Annotated in this window: 17 protein-coding genes; 1 reads left to right on the top strand and 16 read right to left on the bottom strand. The window is 34.6% G+C overall.

Translation table 11 applies throughout. The features are described from left to right. Nucleotides 1-12: 12 nt before the first annotated feature. A complete protein-coding gene (locus Q1W72_RS01675) occupies nt 13-420 on the top strand; it encodes a hypothetical protein (RefSeq protein ID WP_302136996.1) in 408 nt (135 codons plus the stop codon). 322 nt (nt 421-742) lie between these two features. Here the strand turns inward: Q1W72_RS01675 and istB are convergent, their stop codons facing one another. From istB to Q1W72_RS01595, 16 genes are all read right to left on the bottom strand, one after another. After that, a complete protein-coding gene (istB, locus tag Q1W72_RS01670; protein ID WP_113667236.1) occupies nt 743-1,480 on the bottom strand; it encodes an IS21-like element helper ATPase IstB in 738 nt (245 codons plus the stop codon). A 17-nt stretch (nt 1,481-1,497) separates the two neighbouring features. Continuing rightward, nucleotides 1,498-3,045: an IS21 family transposase gene (istA, locus tag Q1W72_RS01665; protein ID WP_158730039.1), complete on the bottom strand. Its 1,548-nt coding sequence runs from the start codon at nt 3,043-3,045 to the stop codon at nt 1,498-1,500. Between the two features lie 81 nt (nt 3,046-3,126). Next, entirely contained in the window at nt 3,127-3,375 is a 249-nt protein-coding gene (locus Q1W72_RS01660) for a hypothetical protein (protein WP_302136994.1), read from the bottom strand. Then, on the bottom strand, nt 3,372-3,479 hold the full coding sequence (locus Q1W72_RS01655) for a heavy metal-binding domain-containing protein (RefSeq protein ID WP_220485219.1): 108 nt from the start codon (nt 3,477-3,479) through the stop codon (nt 3,372-3,374). Before Q1W72_RS01655 ends, Q1W72_RS01660 begins: the two co-directional genes overlap by 4 nt. A gap of 33 nt (nt 3,480-3,512) precedes the next feature. Further along, complete coding sequence (locus Q1W72_RS01650) at nt 3,513-3,935, bottom strand: membrane or secreted protein (protein WP_099715366.1); 423 nt, start codon at nt 3,933-3,935, stop codon at nt 3,513-3,515. An 86-nt stretch (nt 3,936-4,021) separates the two neighbouring features. Continuing rightward, nucleotides 4,022-4,369 (bottom strand): four-helix bundle copper-binding protein, encoded by a 348-nt coding sequence (locus Q1W72_RS01645; RefSeq protein ID WP_099715367.1) that lies wholly within the window; start codon nt 4,367-4,369, stop codon nt 4,022-4,024. 205 nt (nt 4,370-4,574) lie between these two features. Beyond that, nucleotides 4,575-7,460: a multicopper oxidase domain-containing protein gene (locus Q1W72_RS01640; protein ID WP_302136986.1), complete on the bottom strand. Its 2,886-nt coding sequence runs from the start codon at nt 7,458-7,460 to the stop codon at nt 4,575-4,577. Between the two features lie 38 nt (nt 7,461-7,498). Then, nucleotides 7,499-7,984, bottom strand: coding sequence for a DUF305 domain-containing protein (locus tag Q1W72_RS01635; protein ID WP_243698920.1), 486 nt, complete (start codon nt 7,982-7,984; stop codon nt 7,499-7,501). Nucleotides 7,985-8,012: 28 nt separating this feature from the next. Further along, on the bottom strand, nt 8,013-8,882 hold the full coding sequence (locus Q1W72_RS01630; RefSeq protein WP_099715369.1) for a DUF2911 domain-containing protein: 870 nt from the start codon (nt 8,880-8,882) through the stop codon (nt 8,013-8,015). A gap of 67 nt (nt 8,883-8,949) precedes the next feature. Then, nucleotides 8,950-9,660, bottom strand: coding sequence for a PepSY domain-containing protein (locus tag Q1W72_RS01625; protein ID WP_099715370.1), 711 nt, complete (start codon nt 9,658-9,660; stop codon nt 8,950-8,952). 112 nt (nt 9,661-9,772) lie between these two features. Then, nucleotides 9,773-10,837, bottom strand: a complete 1,065-nt coding sequence (locus Q1W72_RS01620; RefSeq protein ID WP_143394893.1) for a hypothetical protein — start codon at nt 10,835-10,837, stop codon at nt 9,773-9,775. A gap of 11 nt (nt 10,838-10,848) precedes the next feature. Then, nucleotides 10,849-12,093 (bottom strand): hypothetical protein, encoded by a 1,245-nt coding sequence (locus Q1W72_RS01615; protein ID WP_099715372.1) that lies wholly within the window; start codon nt 12,091-12,093, stop codon nt 10,849-10,851. A gap of 34 nt (nt 12,094-12,127) precedes the next feature. Then, complete coding sequence (locus Q1W72_RS01610) at nt 12,128-14,665, bottom strand: heavy metal translocating P-type ATPase (protein ID WP_099715373.1); 2,538 nt, start codon at nt 14,663-14,665, stop codon at nt 12,128-12,130. Next, nucleotides 14,662-15,201 (bottom strand): AAA family ATPase, encoded by a 540-nt coding sequence (locus tag Q1W72_RS01605; RefSeq protein WP_113634619.1) that lies wholly within the window; start codon nt 15,199-15,201, stop codon nt 14,662-14,664. Before Q1W72_RS01605 ends, Q1W72_RS01610 begins: the two co-directional genes overlap by 4 nt. Before the next feature lie 187 nt (nt 15,202-15,388). After that, on the bottom strand, nt 15,389-16,609 hold the full coding sequence (locus Q1W72_RS01600) for an efflux RND transporter periplasmic adaptor subunit (protein WP_225876011.1): 1,221 nt from the start codon (nt 16,607-16,609) through the stop codon (nt 15,389-15,391). Beyond that, nucleotides 16,609-17,856, bottom strand: coding sequence for an efflux RND transporter periplasmic adaptor subunit (locus Q1W72_RS01595; RefSeq protein ID WP_113634455.1), 1,248 nt, complete (start codon nt 17,854-17,856; stop codon nt 16,609-16,611). Before Q1W72_RS01595 ends, Q1W72_RS01600 begins: the two co-directional genes overlap by 1 nt. Nucleotides 17,857-17,858 lie beyond the last annotated feature (2 nt).

Genomic DNA, 17,858 nt, shown 5'->3' with positions numbered 1-17,858 from the left:
CCATAAATGAAAATGCTTAGCAATTTTAGAATAGTATTTATAATAATGGCTTTGGGAATCATTAGTTGTAAAAAAGAAAAGCCTCCTCAAAAAACCAATACATTTTATAAGGAGGTTATCCAACCGGATGATCGAAAAGTTATTACTCCCGAAGAAGCAAAAACGTATCATAATGATGCACATCGTCAATATGAATATCGAACCGGTAAACCGGGTCATTATGAGTATAATTATGATGTAAGTGGATGTAATGCTCTAGGAGATTCGATATCTGGAAACATCAATATCCAAGAAAAATACGGCGCTGGTATATTAATTACGACTGATGGAGAAATTGAGATCACTGCAGAATGGATTGATTATGGCAAACTAAAGGCAGTTGACAAGGACGGAAATGAATATCATCTACAAGTGAATTGACACTATTAACTTCAAAATAATTTAAATGAAATCTATTGTAATCGTTCTTTTTATTTCTCTAACTTCTTTTCATTCAGTAGAAACTAAAGTTTACATCTGTGGGCCAAAAGGAGCAAAAAAATATCATTATAGCGAAAACTGCCGGGGGCTAACAGCCTGTAGTGCAAATTCCAGTGATATTGACCACCCAATTCCAATTTAAAGTGAGCACCTGATTCCAATTCAAAATGACCACCCAATTCCGGGGCAAAATGACCACCCCATTTTTCATTAAAAACTACTCTTTTTCATCTGTTAATTAGTGTTCAAATATACTTAAATATTATCCTTTGTTTATCCCTCTTTTTTTTCTCATAGATTCTCCATGTAATTCGAGTCGATGAGATTGATGTATCAGCCTATCCAAAATTGCATCAGCTATGGTTTTTTCTCCAATGATGTCATACCAGCCTTGCACTGGGATTTGTGAGGTTACAATGATAGAACCGTTATTATGCCTGTCTTCAATGATCTCTAAAAGGGTAATTCGGTTACTGCTATCCAAAGCTTGGAGTCCAAAATCGTCTAATATAATAACATCTTGCCGTTCTATTTTGGCCAATTCTCTCAGGTAAGAACCATCTGCTTTGGCCATTTTTAATTTAGCAAACAGCTTCGAAGTATTAAAATAACTTACTTTAAAACCTTGGATACAGGCTTGATAACCTAATGCTGTGCCTAAATAACTTTTGCCTACACCAGTGCTTCCCGTTATTAAAATGTTTTCATTTTTTTCGACAAATTCACATTCTGCCAGACGCAGTATGGTATTTCGATCCAGATTACGGGTTTGGTCAAAATTGATACTTTCAATATTTGATTTGTAATGGAATCGGGCGTTGGTGATACTGCGGGCAATACGCCGATTGTGCCTTTCATCCCATTCGGCATCAATAAGCATCGATACAAACTGATCGAGCGTGTAATGGTCTGTTTTTCCGCTTTCAATGGCTGTTTTAAAAGCATTGTGCATGCCGTAAAGCTTCATTTGTTTCATTTTTGTTACTGTGGATTCATTCATGATTACTGTGTTTTAATTTAATTATAATACTGTTTTCCTCTTATGTTAGCGTGAATTGGAAGTTCCTGCTCAGGTTCTTGTTCAAATTCGATATGATCTAAGTTGTTTTCTAAAATATTTTGAATGGTCTTAAAATTGTAAATTTTAAAATCAAGTGCCCGCTTACAGGCATTTATTAATCGCTCTTTCCCTACCTTTTTCTCGAAGTTTAATATTCCCAAACAACTTTTATAAGCCTGTTCAGGATGGTTTCTACTTTCAATTATTTGCATAATATATTCTGCTACTGACTCGTCAATACTACTGGCCCAATCAATGAAGCGGGCAGCACTCCACTGAGCTACAAATTGATGCGTGCTAGCCATATGTTCCGGGATTGTGGTATAGATATAAGGTTTGTAATTCCTTGGATGGATGGCTATTCGATTGTATTTGTGATAGATCTCTACCGTTGATTTGGTATACAATAGTTTCGCTTTTTTCTTGACATATTGATACGGAACGCTATAGTAATTTTTGTCCTGACTTAATTGAACATGCCCATTTTGCATTACTGTTGCAAAGGATTGGTATTTGATTTCAAAACGTTCTTGTGGTAATGGACTTAGTTTTTGTTGTTCATCTTCTAAAAATAATTCTATCCGAGAGTACGGACGTCCTGTGAGTTTTCGACTGTTATGAGCATCCAATAAATCCCATATTTGCTGGTTTAATTCTTCCAGAGAAAAGAATTTAGTTTCTTTTAGATTTACATAAATCCTTCGATACAAGATCTTAACAGCTCCTTCAACCAATGATTTGTCTCGGGGTTTATAAGCCCTGGCAGGCAAGATTGTAGTTTGGTAATGTTCGGCTAAATCAGCCAAGGTTTCATTAATGGTGGGTTCAAAACGACTGCTTTTTATCACTGCAGATTTTAAATTATCCGGAACAATTGCCGCAGGAGTACCTTCAAAAAAACGCATAGCATTTTCTACCGATGTAACAAAATCTTCCTTTTGTTGGCTCATGGAAGCTTCGGCATAGGTGTATTGACTGGCTCCTAATATGGCTACAAAAAATTGTACTTCTTTAATTTCTCCCGTGTCTTTATCAATGATGGAGAGTGTTTTTCCAGCATAATCCACATACATTTTATCACCCGCTTTGTGATTCATGTGCATCACTGGATTGACTCGTTTGCTCCATATTTTATAATGATGTCCAAATTGCGAGCTTCGGTAACCATTAGGATTTAGGACAATATATTGCTCCCACATGTGCTGTATGGTAACGCCAACTTTTTTTAGTTCGCGTTCCATTTTAGGAAAAAAATCATAAAGAAGCTGCAGTTTGGGACTGATTGATTCCACGGTAGTGTGTGAGAACAAAAGTTCTAACTCAGCATCAGTTTTTTCACTAATTACTTCAAAACTTAATCCTAGCACTTCAAATAAAGAAATATACTTCTTTACCGTATTTCTAGAAAGAGATAAGTACTTACTTATGAATAACTTACTTTTTCCGTTACAGTAGAACTTAATTGCTTTTCTAATTTTACTCATGTCTGTTATTTTGTTTGCCATAATCCGTCTTTTTTTAACGAATGTATGGTGCTAACAACATGAAAAAGTAAGTAGTTTTTGATGATCAATTGTACCCCAAAATTAGGTGGTCAATTTGAACTGGAAAGTGGTGGTCAGTTTGCTCCGAAACTGGTGGTCAATTTGCACTGGAATAGGATGGTCAATTTGACTGGTTTTTCCACCCATTGGTTCTAAAGTGTTTAAAATGGAGGTAATTTCATATGCGGCAAGAATGCACACTTCGGTTTTGGGCGGAAATGGCCTGTTGGCAATTTCATTAATTGCTGTTTTACTATATTTTGAACCATCGGTTGCTAGTAGAATTTTCATTCTTTTTTCTCCATTAAATTCATTCCGCATTTAGGACATTTTCCGGGTTTATCCGAAGTAACTTCTGGGTGCATGGGGCAGGTATACGTTTTTTGAGTTTCCATTTTTTTTATATTTTAATGTTGTTTGTATTTGTATTATTTGGACATATCCATATTTTTATCCATTCCAGTCATTTTGTGTGATTGCATTTTTTTATCATTCATCATATCCATCATTTTAGGATTATCCATCATCGATTTACACATTTCAGACATCATCGTAGTATCTGTTTTAGATGCTTCCATCATTTCGGTCATCATTCCTTTCATCATAGCTGGATTATCCTTCATCATTTTCATCATATTTTCGTGATTTGTCATCATCATTTTTCCTTTACTACTGTTCATCATTGCTTGCATCATATCTTTAGACATATCGCTATTGTTAGCAATAGTATCCATAATTGCCTTTTTTGTATCTGAATTTGAAAGAATTTGATTTACATCAGTTTTGGATTGGCACGATGTAAACAAACCAATCGATACAATAATTAATGTGATTTTTTGTAATGTTTTCATAGTTTATAATTTTGATTGTTTAAAATCTCTTAAATAATTCCTCTAAACGAAACTTTATTTAAGAGATTGAAATACTCACATTTTACTCATTTTACGGTGCTTAACTTACTCATATTACTGCACTCAACAGCACATTTTCGACAGGATTCCGCACAATTTTTGCAATGCTCCATGTGTGCATGTTTTTCACATTCTTCGGCGCAAGCTGTACAAATTTCGGCGCATAATTTGCAGATTTTTTCCGTAAACTCACTTCCGCTTGCCATAGCCTGCATTGCAAATAAACAAATAGCTGCACAATCATGATCTAGTTTTATGCAACGCGCTAACATTTTTACGTCTTGCTCATTCAAGCATTCACTTTCGCAATGCGAACATTCTACTGCACATTCTGAACATGCATCGATACAATCTTTAAATTTTTGATGACTCATCTTTTTTAAATTTAAATTGCGAATTAATTTTCGCAGTTTAAAGGTAGCTTTTTAACTTGAAAAAGTATTGTGAAATTCTAATAAAAATTATATAATTCACACATTATCAGGAATGTATATTGGTTTGTAAAAAATGTAATTGCAAAAAAAGGACGCTTGTCTTTTAGAACAAGCATCCTCCATACAAATTTGAAATTTGAGTTTCTTAATAATTAAAAGTAGCACCTAATCCCATTCCCATATCACTATCATAGTGTGTAGTGATTCCAAAGTTTCTTTTGACAATGTAGCGTAAACCTGCCATATATTCTTTGTCGGTATTCCACATTAAATTCATTCGTAGTCTTTTTGAAACTGGAATGTCTTTTCGTTCAAACTGTAAACGTACATTTCCGTCGGTAAAAACTTCGGCTTGAGCGACTATAAGCATTGGTAATGTGTAATTAACCCCTGCACTAAAAACAGCTCTGTTGTCTTTGGTATTGGTTTGCCCAAAAAGATTTCTTTCTTGATTGTCTATTCCCCCTTTTCTATATCTCCAATCAAAACCTATAAAAGGCATTAACCATTGCATTTTTCCAATGTATCTTCCAATATGAGTTTCGGTTTCATAACCGTGGTGTTCTTTGTAACCCAATCGCCATTCGGTGCCGATACTCCAACGTGTACTTTGATACATCGCTTCTCCATCGTTTCCGTTTGTAGCAAAATCATTTTCTGCCATAAAATGAAATGCTCTATCATCAGCAAACAATTTGCGTTGTGCCAATTTAGGGTTTGGGATTAATGGATTTGCAGGGGAGTTTTCATAACTAAAAACCCTGCCCATTCCGCTCATCATGTGATATAAAATATGACAATGAAAAAACCAATCACCGCTTTCGGTGGCTGCAAATTCGAGCGTATCGGTTTCCATTGGCATGATGTCAATGATGTTTTTCATTGGAGCGTAATCTTCTTGTCCGTTGATTACCCTAAAATCATGTCCGTGCAAGTGCATGGGATGGCGCATCATAGAATTGTTGTGAAGTATCATGCGTACGATTTCTCCTTTTTTAATTAATATTTTATCACTTTCTGAAACTACTTTGTTATCCAGACTCCAAACATAACGATTCATATTTCCGGTAAGTTCAAACTTTAATTCTTTTACTGGTGCATCTTTAGGAAGGGTTGTCTTGATTGGAGCTTTCAACATGGCATAGTTCAAGGTAACGATATCAGAAAGGGCATTGGAATCATATTGATGGTCCATACCTTCCATTTTATGGTCACCCATATTCATAGCATCTTTTTTCTCCTTGTCTGTATCCTTATCTTTCATTCCCTTTTTGTTCATGTCCATTCCATTCATTTTATCTCCTTCCATATCCATGCCTTGCATTTTATCGTCGCCTTTTCGCTTTAGTTCACCAGTTATTTCCGGATACATAACTACGTTCATATCCATTTGGTTAAGCGACATTTGCATTCCCATATCGTCTAAATCTCCGTTCATTTTCATCATGCCGTTCATCATCTTCATCCCTTCAAAATATTTTAACTTGGGTAGCGGAGCCGTTAATTGCTTGATACCATCACCTAAATATAAGGAAGCTGATTTTGTGCGATCTTCGGATGTAACTAAAAATTCATACGCAGTTTTATCAGCAGGAATGGTAACGATAACATCGTAGGTCTCAGAAACCGCAATGATTAATCGATCTACTTCAACGGGCTCTACATCGTTACCATCGCTTGCTACAACAGTCATTTTACCTCCTGCATAAGTAAGCCAAAAATAAGTGGAGGCTCCGCCGTTTGCAATTCGTAATCGGACTTTATCGCCTGCTTTAAAATGTGAAAGTTGGCTTTCACTTTTTCCGTTTATTAAGAATTTATCGTAGTACACATCGCTCACATCCATAGCGTTCATTCGCTTCCATTCGTTATTAAGTTTGGTTTTAAAATAGCCGCTTCTTATGGCTTCTGCATAACTTTGGGTTGTTCCTTTTTTAATAGCAAACCAATCCGAAGCATTATGCAACATTCGATGTACATTATTGGGATTCAGATCCGTCCACTCACTCAAAACTATGGGCACGGTGGGAATGTCAAGCTCTTCTCTTTTATTCATAGTAAAAGAACCGTACATTCCTATTTGTTCCTGCAATCCGGTATGGCTATGATACCAATGCGTACCGTGTTGAATAATTGGAAATTTATACAAATGGGTAGTATGTGGTTTGATTGGCATTTGTGTAAGGTTTGGCACACCATCTTCTTTGTTGGGTAAAAACAAACCGTGCCAATGCAACGATGTTTCTTCGTTCAGCTCATTGTGCACATAAATTTCTGCGGTGTCGCCTTCTGTAAACGTTAGTGGTGGCATTGGTATTTGTCCGTTTACGGCAATGGCTCTTTTAGGTTTACCCGTGAAATTTACAATGGTGTCCCGCACGTATAAATCGTATCGAACTGTCCTTGGCGGTGTGTTGTTTACAATTGTCTTTATGGAGCCTAAGTTTGCTTTTGGCATATCCATTTTGCCCATCTCATGATTTTTAGGAGCCTCATTATTATCCATTTTCATATTGTCCATGTTGTCCATGTTGTCTTTCTTTTCAGAACTCTTTTTCATGGGCATTTGCATTTCATCATGCTTCTTCACTACCGATTTCTTAACTGCTTTCGGTTTTTCCTTTACCAAAGTCATTCCGCATTTAGGGCATTTCCCTGGCTTGTCAGCGTGAATCTCGGGATGCATTGGGCAGGTGTATGTTACGGATGCCACCTTATTATTATCCGTTTTCATATTGTCCATGTCGTCCTTCTTTTTAGAAGTCTTTTTCATGGGCATTTGCATTTCATCATGCTTCTTCACCACAGTTTTTTTAACCGTTTTAGCTTTTTCCTTTATCAACGTCATTCCGCATTTAGGGCATTTCCCTGGCTTGTTAGCGTGAATTTCGGGATGCATTGGGCAGGTGTATGTTGTGGGCTGCACCTTTTGCGCCTTTTCTTTTTTTGACATATCCATACCTTTCATATCCTGTGCTTGGGCAAAGGAATTAATAGACATAATGAATATTAATACTATAATTTTTTTCATTTTTTTAGTTTAAAATTAATTTACTAATTCTTATGGAATTATTTGTCTAATTCTTTGAGCTTTGCTTTCATCTGGTCAATCTCTGCCTGTTGGCTGGTAATGATATTTTTAATTAATTCCTTTATTTCAGGGTCGGTAACCGATGACTCTTTACCCATTAATATTGCTGCAGCATGGTGTGGTATCATTGATTTTAAAAATTCTTTATCTCCAACCGCTGCCTGTTGCCTAATGCCTGCAAAAAATAGAATCAAAGCAATAAATCCAGTGACAACCAGTGAAATATTTAATTTCTTATTTCCGTACATGCTACCCATCACTAGAAGTTCAATTATGAGCATCGGCATGGTCATCAGTCCAGCCATGTAAAATTGGTTTATATTGGGTATTACATTGGCAAAAACATCTACCATTGCATACATTAGTATGTACATAGCTATAAATGATAACACTATCATAATCGCTAATTTCTTGTACATAGTCAAACTTAATTCTTTTGAATGCTCTTCTGTTGTGTGTTTCATTGCCATAATTTTTTGATTTAAAATTAATTTATTTTTTTAATAGTAACTCCAACTCTAAAATTTGTTTTTTAAGTGATTCAACACTTTTCATTTTTTTTAATTCTGCTATTGATAAAGCTTTTTTACCTGCTTCAATTGCACTTGGATAGTCTTTTAGTTCCGTTGCTATTTTTTGTCTCAAATTAGGATAGTAAAAATTTTGTGGATCTAATTTTTCGGCTTCAATAAGCCAAGCTATTGCTTGTTTGGAATCTCTGTTTGTACTGTAATAATAGTTTGCTGCTTGAAATAATAAATTAGCATCTTGAGTTTTTTCTTTAATGATGTTTTTATCTATTACTGCTAAAATATTTTCATCTGCTTTGCTTTTCAATGGAATTTTCACCATCGAATTTTCCCATATTATTTTTAGAAATCCCTCCCCTTTACTGTTAACATCATTTATTTCGATTGTAAATGTTTCATATAAATTGGGTATGCTTTCTACTGGAACTGTAAAACGAAAAACATCTTTTTTGGCATCGTATCCGGTTTCTCCATGTAATGTAGTATCTGTATTTACAATTATTGTCCACTCCTTTTTAGAAGGTATTGTGAATATTGAGTAACTACCCATTTTTAAAGTAGTATTTCCAAATACAATATCTTCGTTGGTAGTTATTGAAGTACAATCACTAGCGCCAGTTCGCCAGAGTTTTTCAAAAGGTACTAATTCACCAAATATTTTTCTGCCTCTTGCTAGTGGTCTGCTGTAAGAAACTTTGATTATTGTGCTACCCAATTCTTGTTCAAATGATGCAGATGGACTTGCAGAAGTTAGTTTTATTTGAACTTTTTCTTGTGCCGAAATTATTAAAGCTTGTAAAATAAAGAAGTGTATTAGAATTATTTTTTTCATGGTTTTTGATTTTAAATTGATTTTAAATTGATTTTAAATTGATTTTACTGTTTTTTATTATTTTAAATTATTTTTTTATTTTCCTCCAAATTTTTCTAATAGTAGGCGATGAGATATACCAAAGTAAAAAACCACTTAAAACGGTTATTAACCCTAATAATGAAAATAGTCGCAAAACAATATTATTCATATTGTCTCTACCCTCATAATCCATGGTATGGGTCATCCATAAAAAATCAAACCATCTCCAATCGCGGTGTCTAATCGTTTGAAAAGCTCCATCATTTGCTGAAATATAAGCCTTTAAATTATTTGGTTCTTGGTATGAAATAACATAGGCAGGTAGTAAATGCTCTCTATATTCATGGTGTTTCCCTACTTCTTTAATAAGTTGTATTTCTTTTACTTTTAAACCTGATACAATATTTTTATCCGCAGTTGCTAATGCTTCTTCTTTAGTGATTCCTTTTTTTAAGTCTCCTGTTTTGGCATTGTAAAGCATCTTGTCATTAACCCAATAAAAAGGTTGATTATTTATTACCCTTAATTCTATAGATTGAATTGCTATCGAAGGATGAAGTAGGGAAGGACTTATTAAACCTGAAAACGACTCGGCAACAATTCCTTTTTTATGAAATTGAATTCCATGAATATCATCAATATTAGACCAACTAAAATACAGACCGCTAATGGTCCACATTAAGAATTGAAGACCTAAAAATATTCCTAAATATCGGTGAGATTTTCTAATCCATTTTACTTTTTTTCCTTTAATCATTTACCTTTTAATTTTTTTTAAATTGTTAAATAAACTGAACCAACTTTGAAAATCGCATTAAAATTGCAATTATATAAAACAGAATATATTAGAATATTCATTGCCTAATTTTCTATTCCATTCCGCCAGTTTCGGACGAATAACTTATTCCATTCGGTTTTTTGCCTACTGCAATTGTATTAATTACTTTTTGAGTTGTCACATCTATTACTGAAACAGTATTGTCACCACTATTGGTAACATAAACTGTTTTTCCGTCTTTACTAACCACTACACCGTGTGCCTTATTACCTACGGTTATAGTTTTAATAACTTTGTTACTGGTTATGTCAATTACAAAAACTTTATTTGAAACAGGTCTACCCATTGTTTCCCCTTGATCGGCTACATATAACAATTTACTGTCGGGCGTGGCATATAATTGAATTGGACCTTGCGCATCATTTGGTAATTTTATTCTTGTTATTTGAGCATTTTTAATATCATAGTTTACTACTTCTTTAGTATCATACAAACTCGCAAAAATAAATTTTTCATCTTGTGTAGTTGCAACTTGCACAGCCACTCCTCCCAGTGGAATGTCTGTTATTGTGCCATCAGAAATAGTAATAATCGACATACTTTTTGCATCCATATTTGCAACATAAAGTTTTCCGTTTTGATGTCTAAAACCATGTGGTAAATATCCTTTTCCTAACTCAAATTTTTGAGTTATTTTATATGTTTTAGCATCGACTTGAAATATCTGATTTGTTTCATTTGCAGTTGCATAAGCATATTCAGATTTATTATCTAAAACTACATGAGCCAGATGCAAATCCTTACCAAGTTCAATACGTTTTTTTATTGAATTAGTGTTTGGATCGATTACTATCAATTGATTTGTTGCTGTACTATCCATAGGTATCGCCGTCACCCAAACGGATTTCCCATCAGGTGCAACTTGTACGTTATGAGCCATAAACATCATTCCTGAAGAGTCACTAATTGATATTTCTGTATTTTTTGTGCTGTCCTGAAGGTTTATAACAGAAATGCTACCTCCATCCTCATTGGCTACATATACTTTTGCTAATTGCATTGTTTTTTTAGGATTATTGCAGCTGCCAATTATTAAGCCAGCCACTACTAATACTACCATAATCTGAAATTTTTTGAGTACTACAAGATTTTTCATTTTTTTATTATTTAAGTTGATTTTGCTATTTTTTCCATAATGGAATAATCTGAACCAAACTTGCAAATCGCATCACATTGACTTCGCAATTCTGAAAATAGTATGTATTTGATATTCATTTTTGAATTTTTAACAACAGGTCTATTCAATTGTTGTATCACATCTTTTTCGCGACTGTTTGGAATGATGATATAAAATACCTCTTCGCCATTGGAAATACTAAAATACAAGTCGGATAAACGTAAAATACCTGAATAAATACTGGTGCTTTTTTCTACTTCAAATGCTCCAATGATTTTGTTTGTTCCTTTTTTAAACCAAAGTACATCAATGAGTTTAATCGTATTTTGGGTGTCCTTATCTGTTGGTAATTCAGGAAATTTACTAATTGATATAAACGAAAAACTTTGACCATTGAATGCTTTGCTTTTATCATTACTGGCCGGAGTAACATCGTAACCTAATGAACTGCCAATTTTTAACAAATGGTATTGCATTTCGTTATGAAGGTTTTCTGCTAATTTTTCTTCCTGAATTTCTTTTTGGCGTTTTAGTATATTCTTTTCGAACTTTGTGCGTTCGTCTTCGCTTAAATATTCATCGTTACCAATTAGCATTTTTTGTGTTCCAATCTCAAAACACAATCCGGCAATCGCTCCTAAATCGTTAGATAATTCTGCTTTGTGTTTGCTGTTAGTTTCAATTAATGTTTCTCGGATTTTTAAATATTCTGTCCAACTTCCTAACTTCTTTTTGTCTTTGAATAAAAAATTAAATCCGTTGAGAATTGCCGTATTGAATGGCGGAAACCAAGTGGGGTGCAAGAAATATAAAATACTGGCTACCGCCGGACCTAAACCTTTTATTTTTAACTCATCCAATTTAACAATCTCTTTTATAATCTGTTCTTCGGTTTTGGCATTGATGCAGTTTTCGAGAAATTGGCCGAAAGCAATTTTATTGTTTGGATTTTCGTAAATATCTGGAATTCTTAATTTTGGTTTCCAATAAAAAGGATGTGCCACACCTACAAAAATTTGTTTTTGTTCTGCAATACAACTCAACACAAATTCTAAACTACTCCCTTTAAAATCATTTGGAAAAGTCTTGTCTTTGATATCGTCAATGACTTGTAAAATTCCTCTACGAATGGTTCGAAATGCTTTTAGCCTTTGGTCGTTATCGACAAACCAAGTATTATAAACACTTTCGGCATCGGTTTTGTATTGTTGGACTATTTGAGTAAGGTTATTCATTTTAATTTACCATATAAATTTCTATTCACATGTTCTAAAGTTTCAAACGTCTTAATCTTAACGCATTTACAATTACGGATACTGAACTAAAACTCATTGCCAAAGCTGCTATCATAGGAGAAAGTAAAATCCCGAAAAATGGATATAAAACTCCGGCTGCAATTGGCACACCTAAAACATTGTAGAAAAAGGCAAAAAACAAATTTTGTTTAATGTTACTCATTACTGCGTGGCTCAATTTTTTGGCTTTCACAATACCTTGTAAATCGCCTTTTACTAAAGTTATTTTAGCACTTTCTATCGCCACGTCAGTTCCGGTACCCATGGCAATTCCGATGTCTGACTGTGCTAATGCAGGGGCATCGTTGATGCCGTCTCCTGCCATCGCGACAATTTTTCCGAGGGATTGGAGGCGCTTAATTTCATTTAGTTTGTCTTCGGGGAGGGCTCCTGCGATGAATGAACTAAGATCGAGTTCGGCAGCGACGGCTTTTGCGGTGTTTTCATTGTCGCCCGTTATCATTATTACTTCAACACCCTGACGCATCAGTTCTTTTATTGCTTCTTTGCTTGTTTCTTTTATCTTGTCTGTAATGGTTACAAAACCCAAAGCAACCCCATCGATGGAAATATAAGAAACTGTTTTTCCTAGTTTTTGTTCGGCTACAATTTTATTTTCCAATTCATCAGAAACTGTGGCGTTCACTTGTTCCATTAGTTTTTTATTTCCGAGGGCCACTTTTTTATTGGTTACCGTCCCAATAACTCCTTTTCCAGCAATGGCTTCAAAATCGTTGACTTCGATTAATGAAATATTTTTTGCTTTTGCAAAATTGACTACGGCTTGCGCCAATGGGTGTTCGCTGTACTGATTTAAAGAAGCGATATTTTGCAATAGCCCATTTTCGTCATTTTGTAAGGAGAACACTTTTTCGACAGAAGGTTTTCCTTCGGTAATGGTACCTGTTTTATCAGTTATCAGAACATTTACCTTGTTCATATTCTCTAATGCTTCAGCATTTTTTATCAAAACACCTGATAGTGCTCCTTTACCTACGCCGACCATTACCGACATTGGTGTGGCTAATCCCAAAGCACAAGGACAGGCAATTATTAATACTGCAATGGCATTGATAAAACCATAGACTAGGGCAGGTTCCGGTCCAAATTTTGCCCAAACAAAAAAGGTTAAGACAGAAACTACAACTACAATCGGTACAAAATATTTTGCAATGCTATCCGCGAGTTTTTGAATGGGTGCTTTGGATCGGCTCGCATCATTTACCATCTTAACAATTTGCGAAAGCAAGGTTTCCGAACCAACTTTCTCGGCAATCATAACAAAGGATTTATTTCCGTTTATGGTTCCCGCTATAACTGAATCATCAATCTTTTTATCAACAGGAATAGGCTCTCCTGAAATCATAGATTCATCTATAGTACTTTCTCCATCAGTAATTTTTCCATCTACTGGAATTTTATCTCCCGGTTTTACTCGTAATAAATCTCCTTTTTTGATGTCGTGAATCGAGATTACTTTGTCCCCTCCTTCGATAACCAAAGTCGCTTCGGTGGGCGCTAATTTCAATAATTCTTTTATGGCACCGCTAGTTTGACTGTGTGCTCTTGCTTCTAATAATTGGCCTAACAAAACCAAGGTTAATATGACCGTTGTTGCTTCAAAATAAAGTAACACTGTGCCGCTTTCGGTTTTAAATTCATTTGGAAAAATATCAGGAAAAAACATGCCAACCAAACTAAACAAGAAAGCTACTCCAGTACCAATTCCTATCAGCGTAAACATGTTGAGATTCCAGGTAACAATTGACTTCCAAGCGCGAACAAAGAACATCCAACACGCATAAAAAACCACGGGAAGCGTCAAAATCAATTGTACCCAATTCCAGTATGAAATGCCCATTATCTTTTCTAACGGATTATTTGACATCATTTCTATAGTAGCTATTGCGAAAACAGGAATTGTAAAGGCTGTTGCTACTTTCATTTTCTTAAGCAAATCATTGTAAACCTTTTTGTCTTCACTATCTGTAGGTTCCATTGGTACTAAATCCATTCCGCAAATAGGGCAGGAGCCAGGTTCTTCTTTGATTACCTCCGGGTGCATCGGACAGGTGTATAATTTTTTAACCGCACTTAATTCATGAACTTTTTCTAAATTCATTCCGCATACTGGACAACTCCCGGGCTTATCGTAAACCTTGTCTCCTTCACAATGCATCGGACAATAGTATTTGCCTTGAGCATTACTTAGTGAAGGTATTGTATCCATGTTATCACTAGTTTTAGTACTGCAACACGATTTTGTTATTGGCTCATTGACAGTTTTGTGAGTTGTATCGTTAGCGCTACTCATTTCTATAGTGTACTTTCCAACGGTTGTTAATGCCTCTTGAAATTGATCCAGTGGAATGTGTTTTTCCATTGTTATAGTTGCAATTGGAGGATTCAAAGTAACCGTTGCTTGAATTCCATCGATGGCATTCAATGTTTTTTCCACTTTAGAACGACAGCTATCGCAAGTCATTCCGGTAATTTTATAGGTATGTATCATATGTTTTTTAAAATAAAATTTACTCTTTCATTTGGTGTTAATAATGGAACAAAAATGACTGGAAAACTTAATGAATTGTAAACCTCGAAAATTAATCTATGAATGGTTTTTTGTGCTTCTTCGTCTTCTGTTCTTGCATAGTCTTTTGTAAAAGGTAATCGGTCTAAAATAAAAATCTTTTTATAAGACACCCTCTTAATGGCATTAAGTAATTTTTCGTCATAATCAAGATTTAAAAACTGATAATAGGCCATCGCATCAGGAATAGCCCTGTCAAGAAAAACAGTTTCAATAGGTGATAATTCCGCTTCTTGTTCAATTTGCATATCTAGCACAGCTAATTGAAATTGTCTTTTATTTTCTCTTATTTCTTCTAGACTTTTACCTTCTTCCCTCATGCTATCAATGTAATGTCTGGCGTGTTCAATAGTTGTTTTGTAGCCCCTTTTCGATAACATATCAATTACTGTTGTTTTACCTGTACTAGGTCCACCTGTAATAACATACCAATTGGTATCTACTTTTTGATTGTCCATTTTCATCACTTTTAAAATTGCAAGTAGAACATAATTCATTCATACTAGTTTCAATTCGTTTTCTATTTATTATGGTTTTCAACCTTTGGCTATGATTTTTGCAAAGCACGCAGATCGAATATAATATTATTTTTGAACACGTGCCGTCTCAATAATACTATAGGTATGTGTCATTTCTTTCTAAACACTACATTTTCATTCCCTCCATAGGATCATTTCCTTTTCGGAATTTATATTCGCTATTTATGGCATACGCTCCAGTGATGACTACTTTTTTAGATGGATCCATTTCTGATTTAATTTCAATCATCCCATTGGTTTCTACTCCTGTTTCCACCATTATGCTTTCAAATACTCCTGGTCTTTTTTCAATCCAGATGTAAGAAGCATTTTCTTCCCTGATTACAGCATCAGTAGGTATGAATACTCCTTTTATATTGGATTGTGTCAATCTTGCAATTGCCTGCATTCCGGGTTTCAACAGCAAGTTTTGATTGGGCACTTCCATTCGAATTAAAAGCAGACGAGTATCTGGATTTATTTCAGGATTGATAAAAGAAACTTGCGCATTTATGGTTTTATCAGGAAAATCGGAAAATGTAATTTGGGCTTTTTGTCCTATTTTTAGATTCTTGGCATAGTTTACGTTTACCTGTGTTTCTAACCAAAGACTGTTTAAATCCGCCAATTTAATGATGGGGGAACCTTCCATTGCATAACTGCCTTCTGTGGTACTTATTTCCGATATTGTTCCACTGGCAGTGCTATAAAAAATGGTATAAGGAGAAACTTCCTTACTGGTTTTTATACTTTCAATCTGGGCATTGGTTAAACCAAAGAACAACAGCTTTTGTTTAGCTGCATTGAGCATATTTCGGGCATTCTTTCCAAAATCGCCAGGCATTGCGAGTTGTTTGTATGCCGTAAAATAATCCTGTTTAGCAATAGCAATATCTTCGCTATACAATTGATATACGGCTTGGTTTTTAGCCACATAATCACCAACGGTCTTGAAATACAACTTTTCAATTCTTCCCATTGCTCTTGAAGAAATGGTTTTGATTTTCTCTTGATTAATTGTCAGGACTCCCGTATAATTTTGCTCTAAACTGCTTTGGGTTTCTGAAATAGTTTGGGTAGTGATATTTCCCAGCTGTATTTGCTGTTTACTCAAACTTATTTCGTTTGCCTCTGTATCATCTTGTTTTATTGGGGTTAACTCCATATGGCAAATAGGGCATTTTCCGGGTTTGTCTTCCTTGACTTGTGGATCCATTGAGCAAGTGTAAAATGTTGTTGCTGCACTCTTATTGTGTTTGCTATGGTCTTCTTTTTCTTTAGTATTACAAGCCACCATTACCATAAATAGTATTGATAGTAAACTTATTTTTTTTATTGTCTTCATCATTATTCGGTTTTAATAAAGCTTTCGCTGTCAATTAAATATTGTGCGTTTTTGGCAATGGTGTCTTTTACTGAAATACCTTCCATAATTTGGATAAAATCATCTATTTCAATTCCTGTTTTTATGGACGATGCCTTAAAGCCATTCTCCATTTTTAAGAAAACTATTTTCTTGTTTCCAATACTTACCATTGCCTGTTTTTGAATCCAAATTCCTTTTACGGCATTTGTTTTCACTGCGCCTTGCAATCGCAAACCAACTGGTAATTTCAATTTATTGTTATTTAAATAAACTCGAATTCTATTGGTTTTATCAGCTGCGTTTAATTGTGTTTCGACAAAATTTATTTTTGCATCCATAAATTCATCTTTGTCAAGTTCGGAAGTAATTCTGATGGATTGATTGGCTTTGATTAGACTATTGTATCCTTGGATAACATTGAATATTCCCCATACTTTATCCGTATTTAATAGTTTAAAAATGACTTCTCCCTTTTTTATATAACTCCCTTCTTTAACATTCAAAACTTCAGTGTTGTTATTCGCACTTTGCATCACAGGAATAGTTGTATTATCCATCGTTGCTGTTCCATCAATAATCCCGGAAGCAGGACTATAAATTGTTATTAGCGGGTTTACTTTTTTGGAATTAGACAGCGCATTTATTTGATTTTGAGTCATTCCATAAAGCAACAATTTTTGTCTGGACGCATCAATAATCGAAGGATTTTCAACATCATTAATGACCATATAAATGAAGTTTTGTTGTTCCGTCAGTAATTCAGGGCTGTATAAATCAAATAGTTTTTGTCCTTTATTTACTTTTTGATATTTATAATTGACATACATTCGCTCAATTCTTCCGCTCATTCGAGCTGCAATATTTACCGATGAATTGGGATCATACCCCACAATTCCTGGTAGATTTATTTCACTGCTCAAAGTAGTGTCTATTGCCGTTGTCGTTTGATAATTTCCTACTATAAAATTGTCGGTAGGTTTTATAAGATTGTCGATTGAATTATCTTCAACTGAATTATTCTCCGTTATTTTTTTTACTAAAGTCATTCCGCAAATGGGACAATTTCCGGGTTTATCTCTAATGATTTCCGGGTGCATCGAACAAGTGTAAACCTCGTTTTGATGCTCCATTTCCGAATGATTATCTGATTTTTTGGCAAAGAAATAGATTGCAATTCCGATAATGGAAATTCCAATAAGAGCTAAACCATACTTTATATACTTGTTCATAA

It is taken from the genome of Flavobacterium sp. ZE23DGlu08 (assembly GCF_030505335.1).
Classification (GTDB): domain Bacteria; phylum Bacteroidota; class Bacteroidia; order Flavobacteriales; family Flavobacteriaceae; genus Flavobacterium; species Flavobacterium algoritolerans.
The sequence above is the reverse complement of the archived record's forward strand: the minus strand, read 5'-3'. Positions and strand labels throughout refer to the sequence as shown.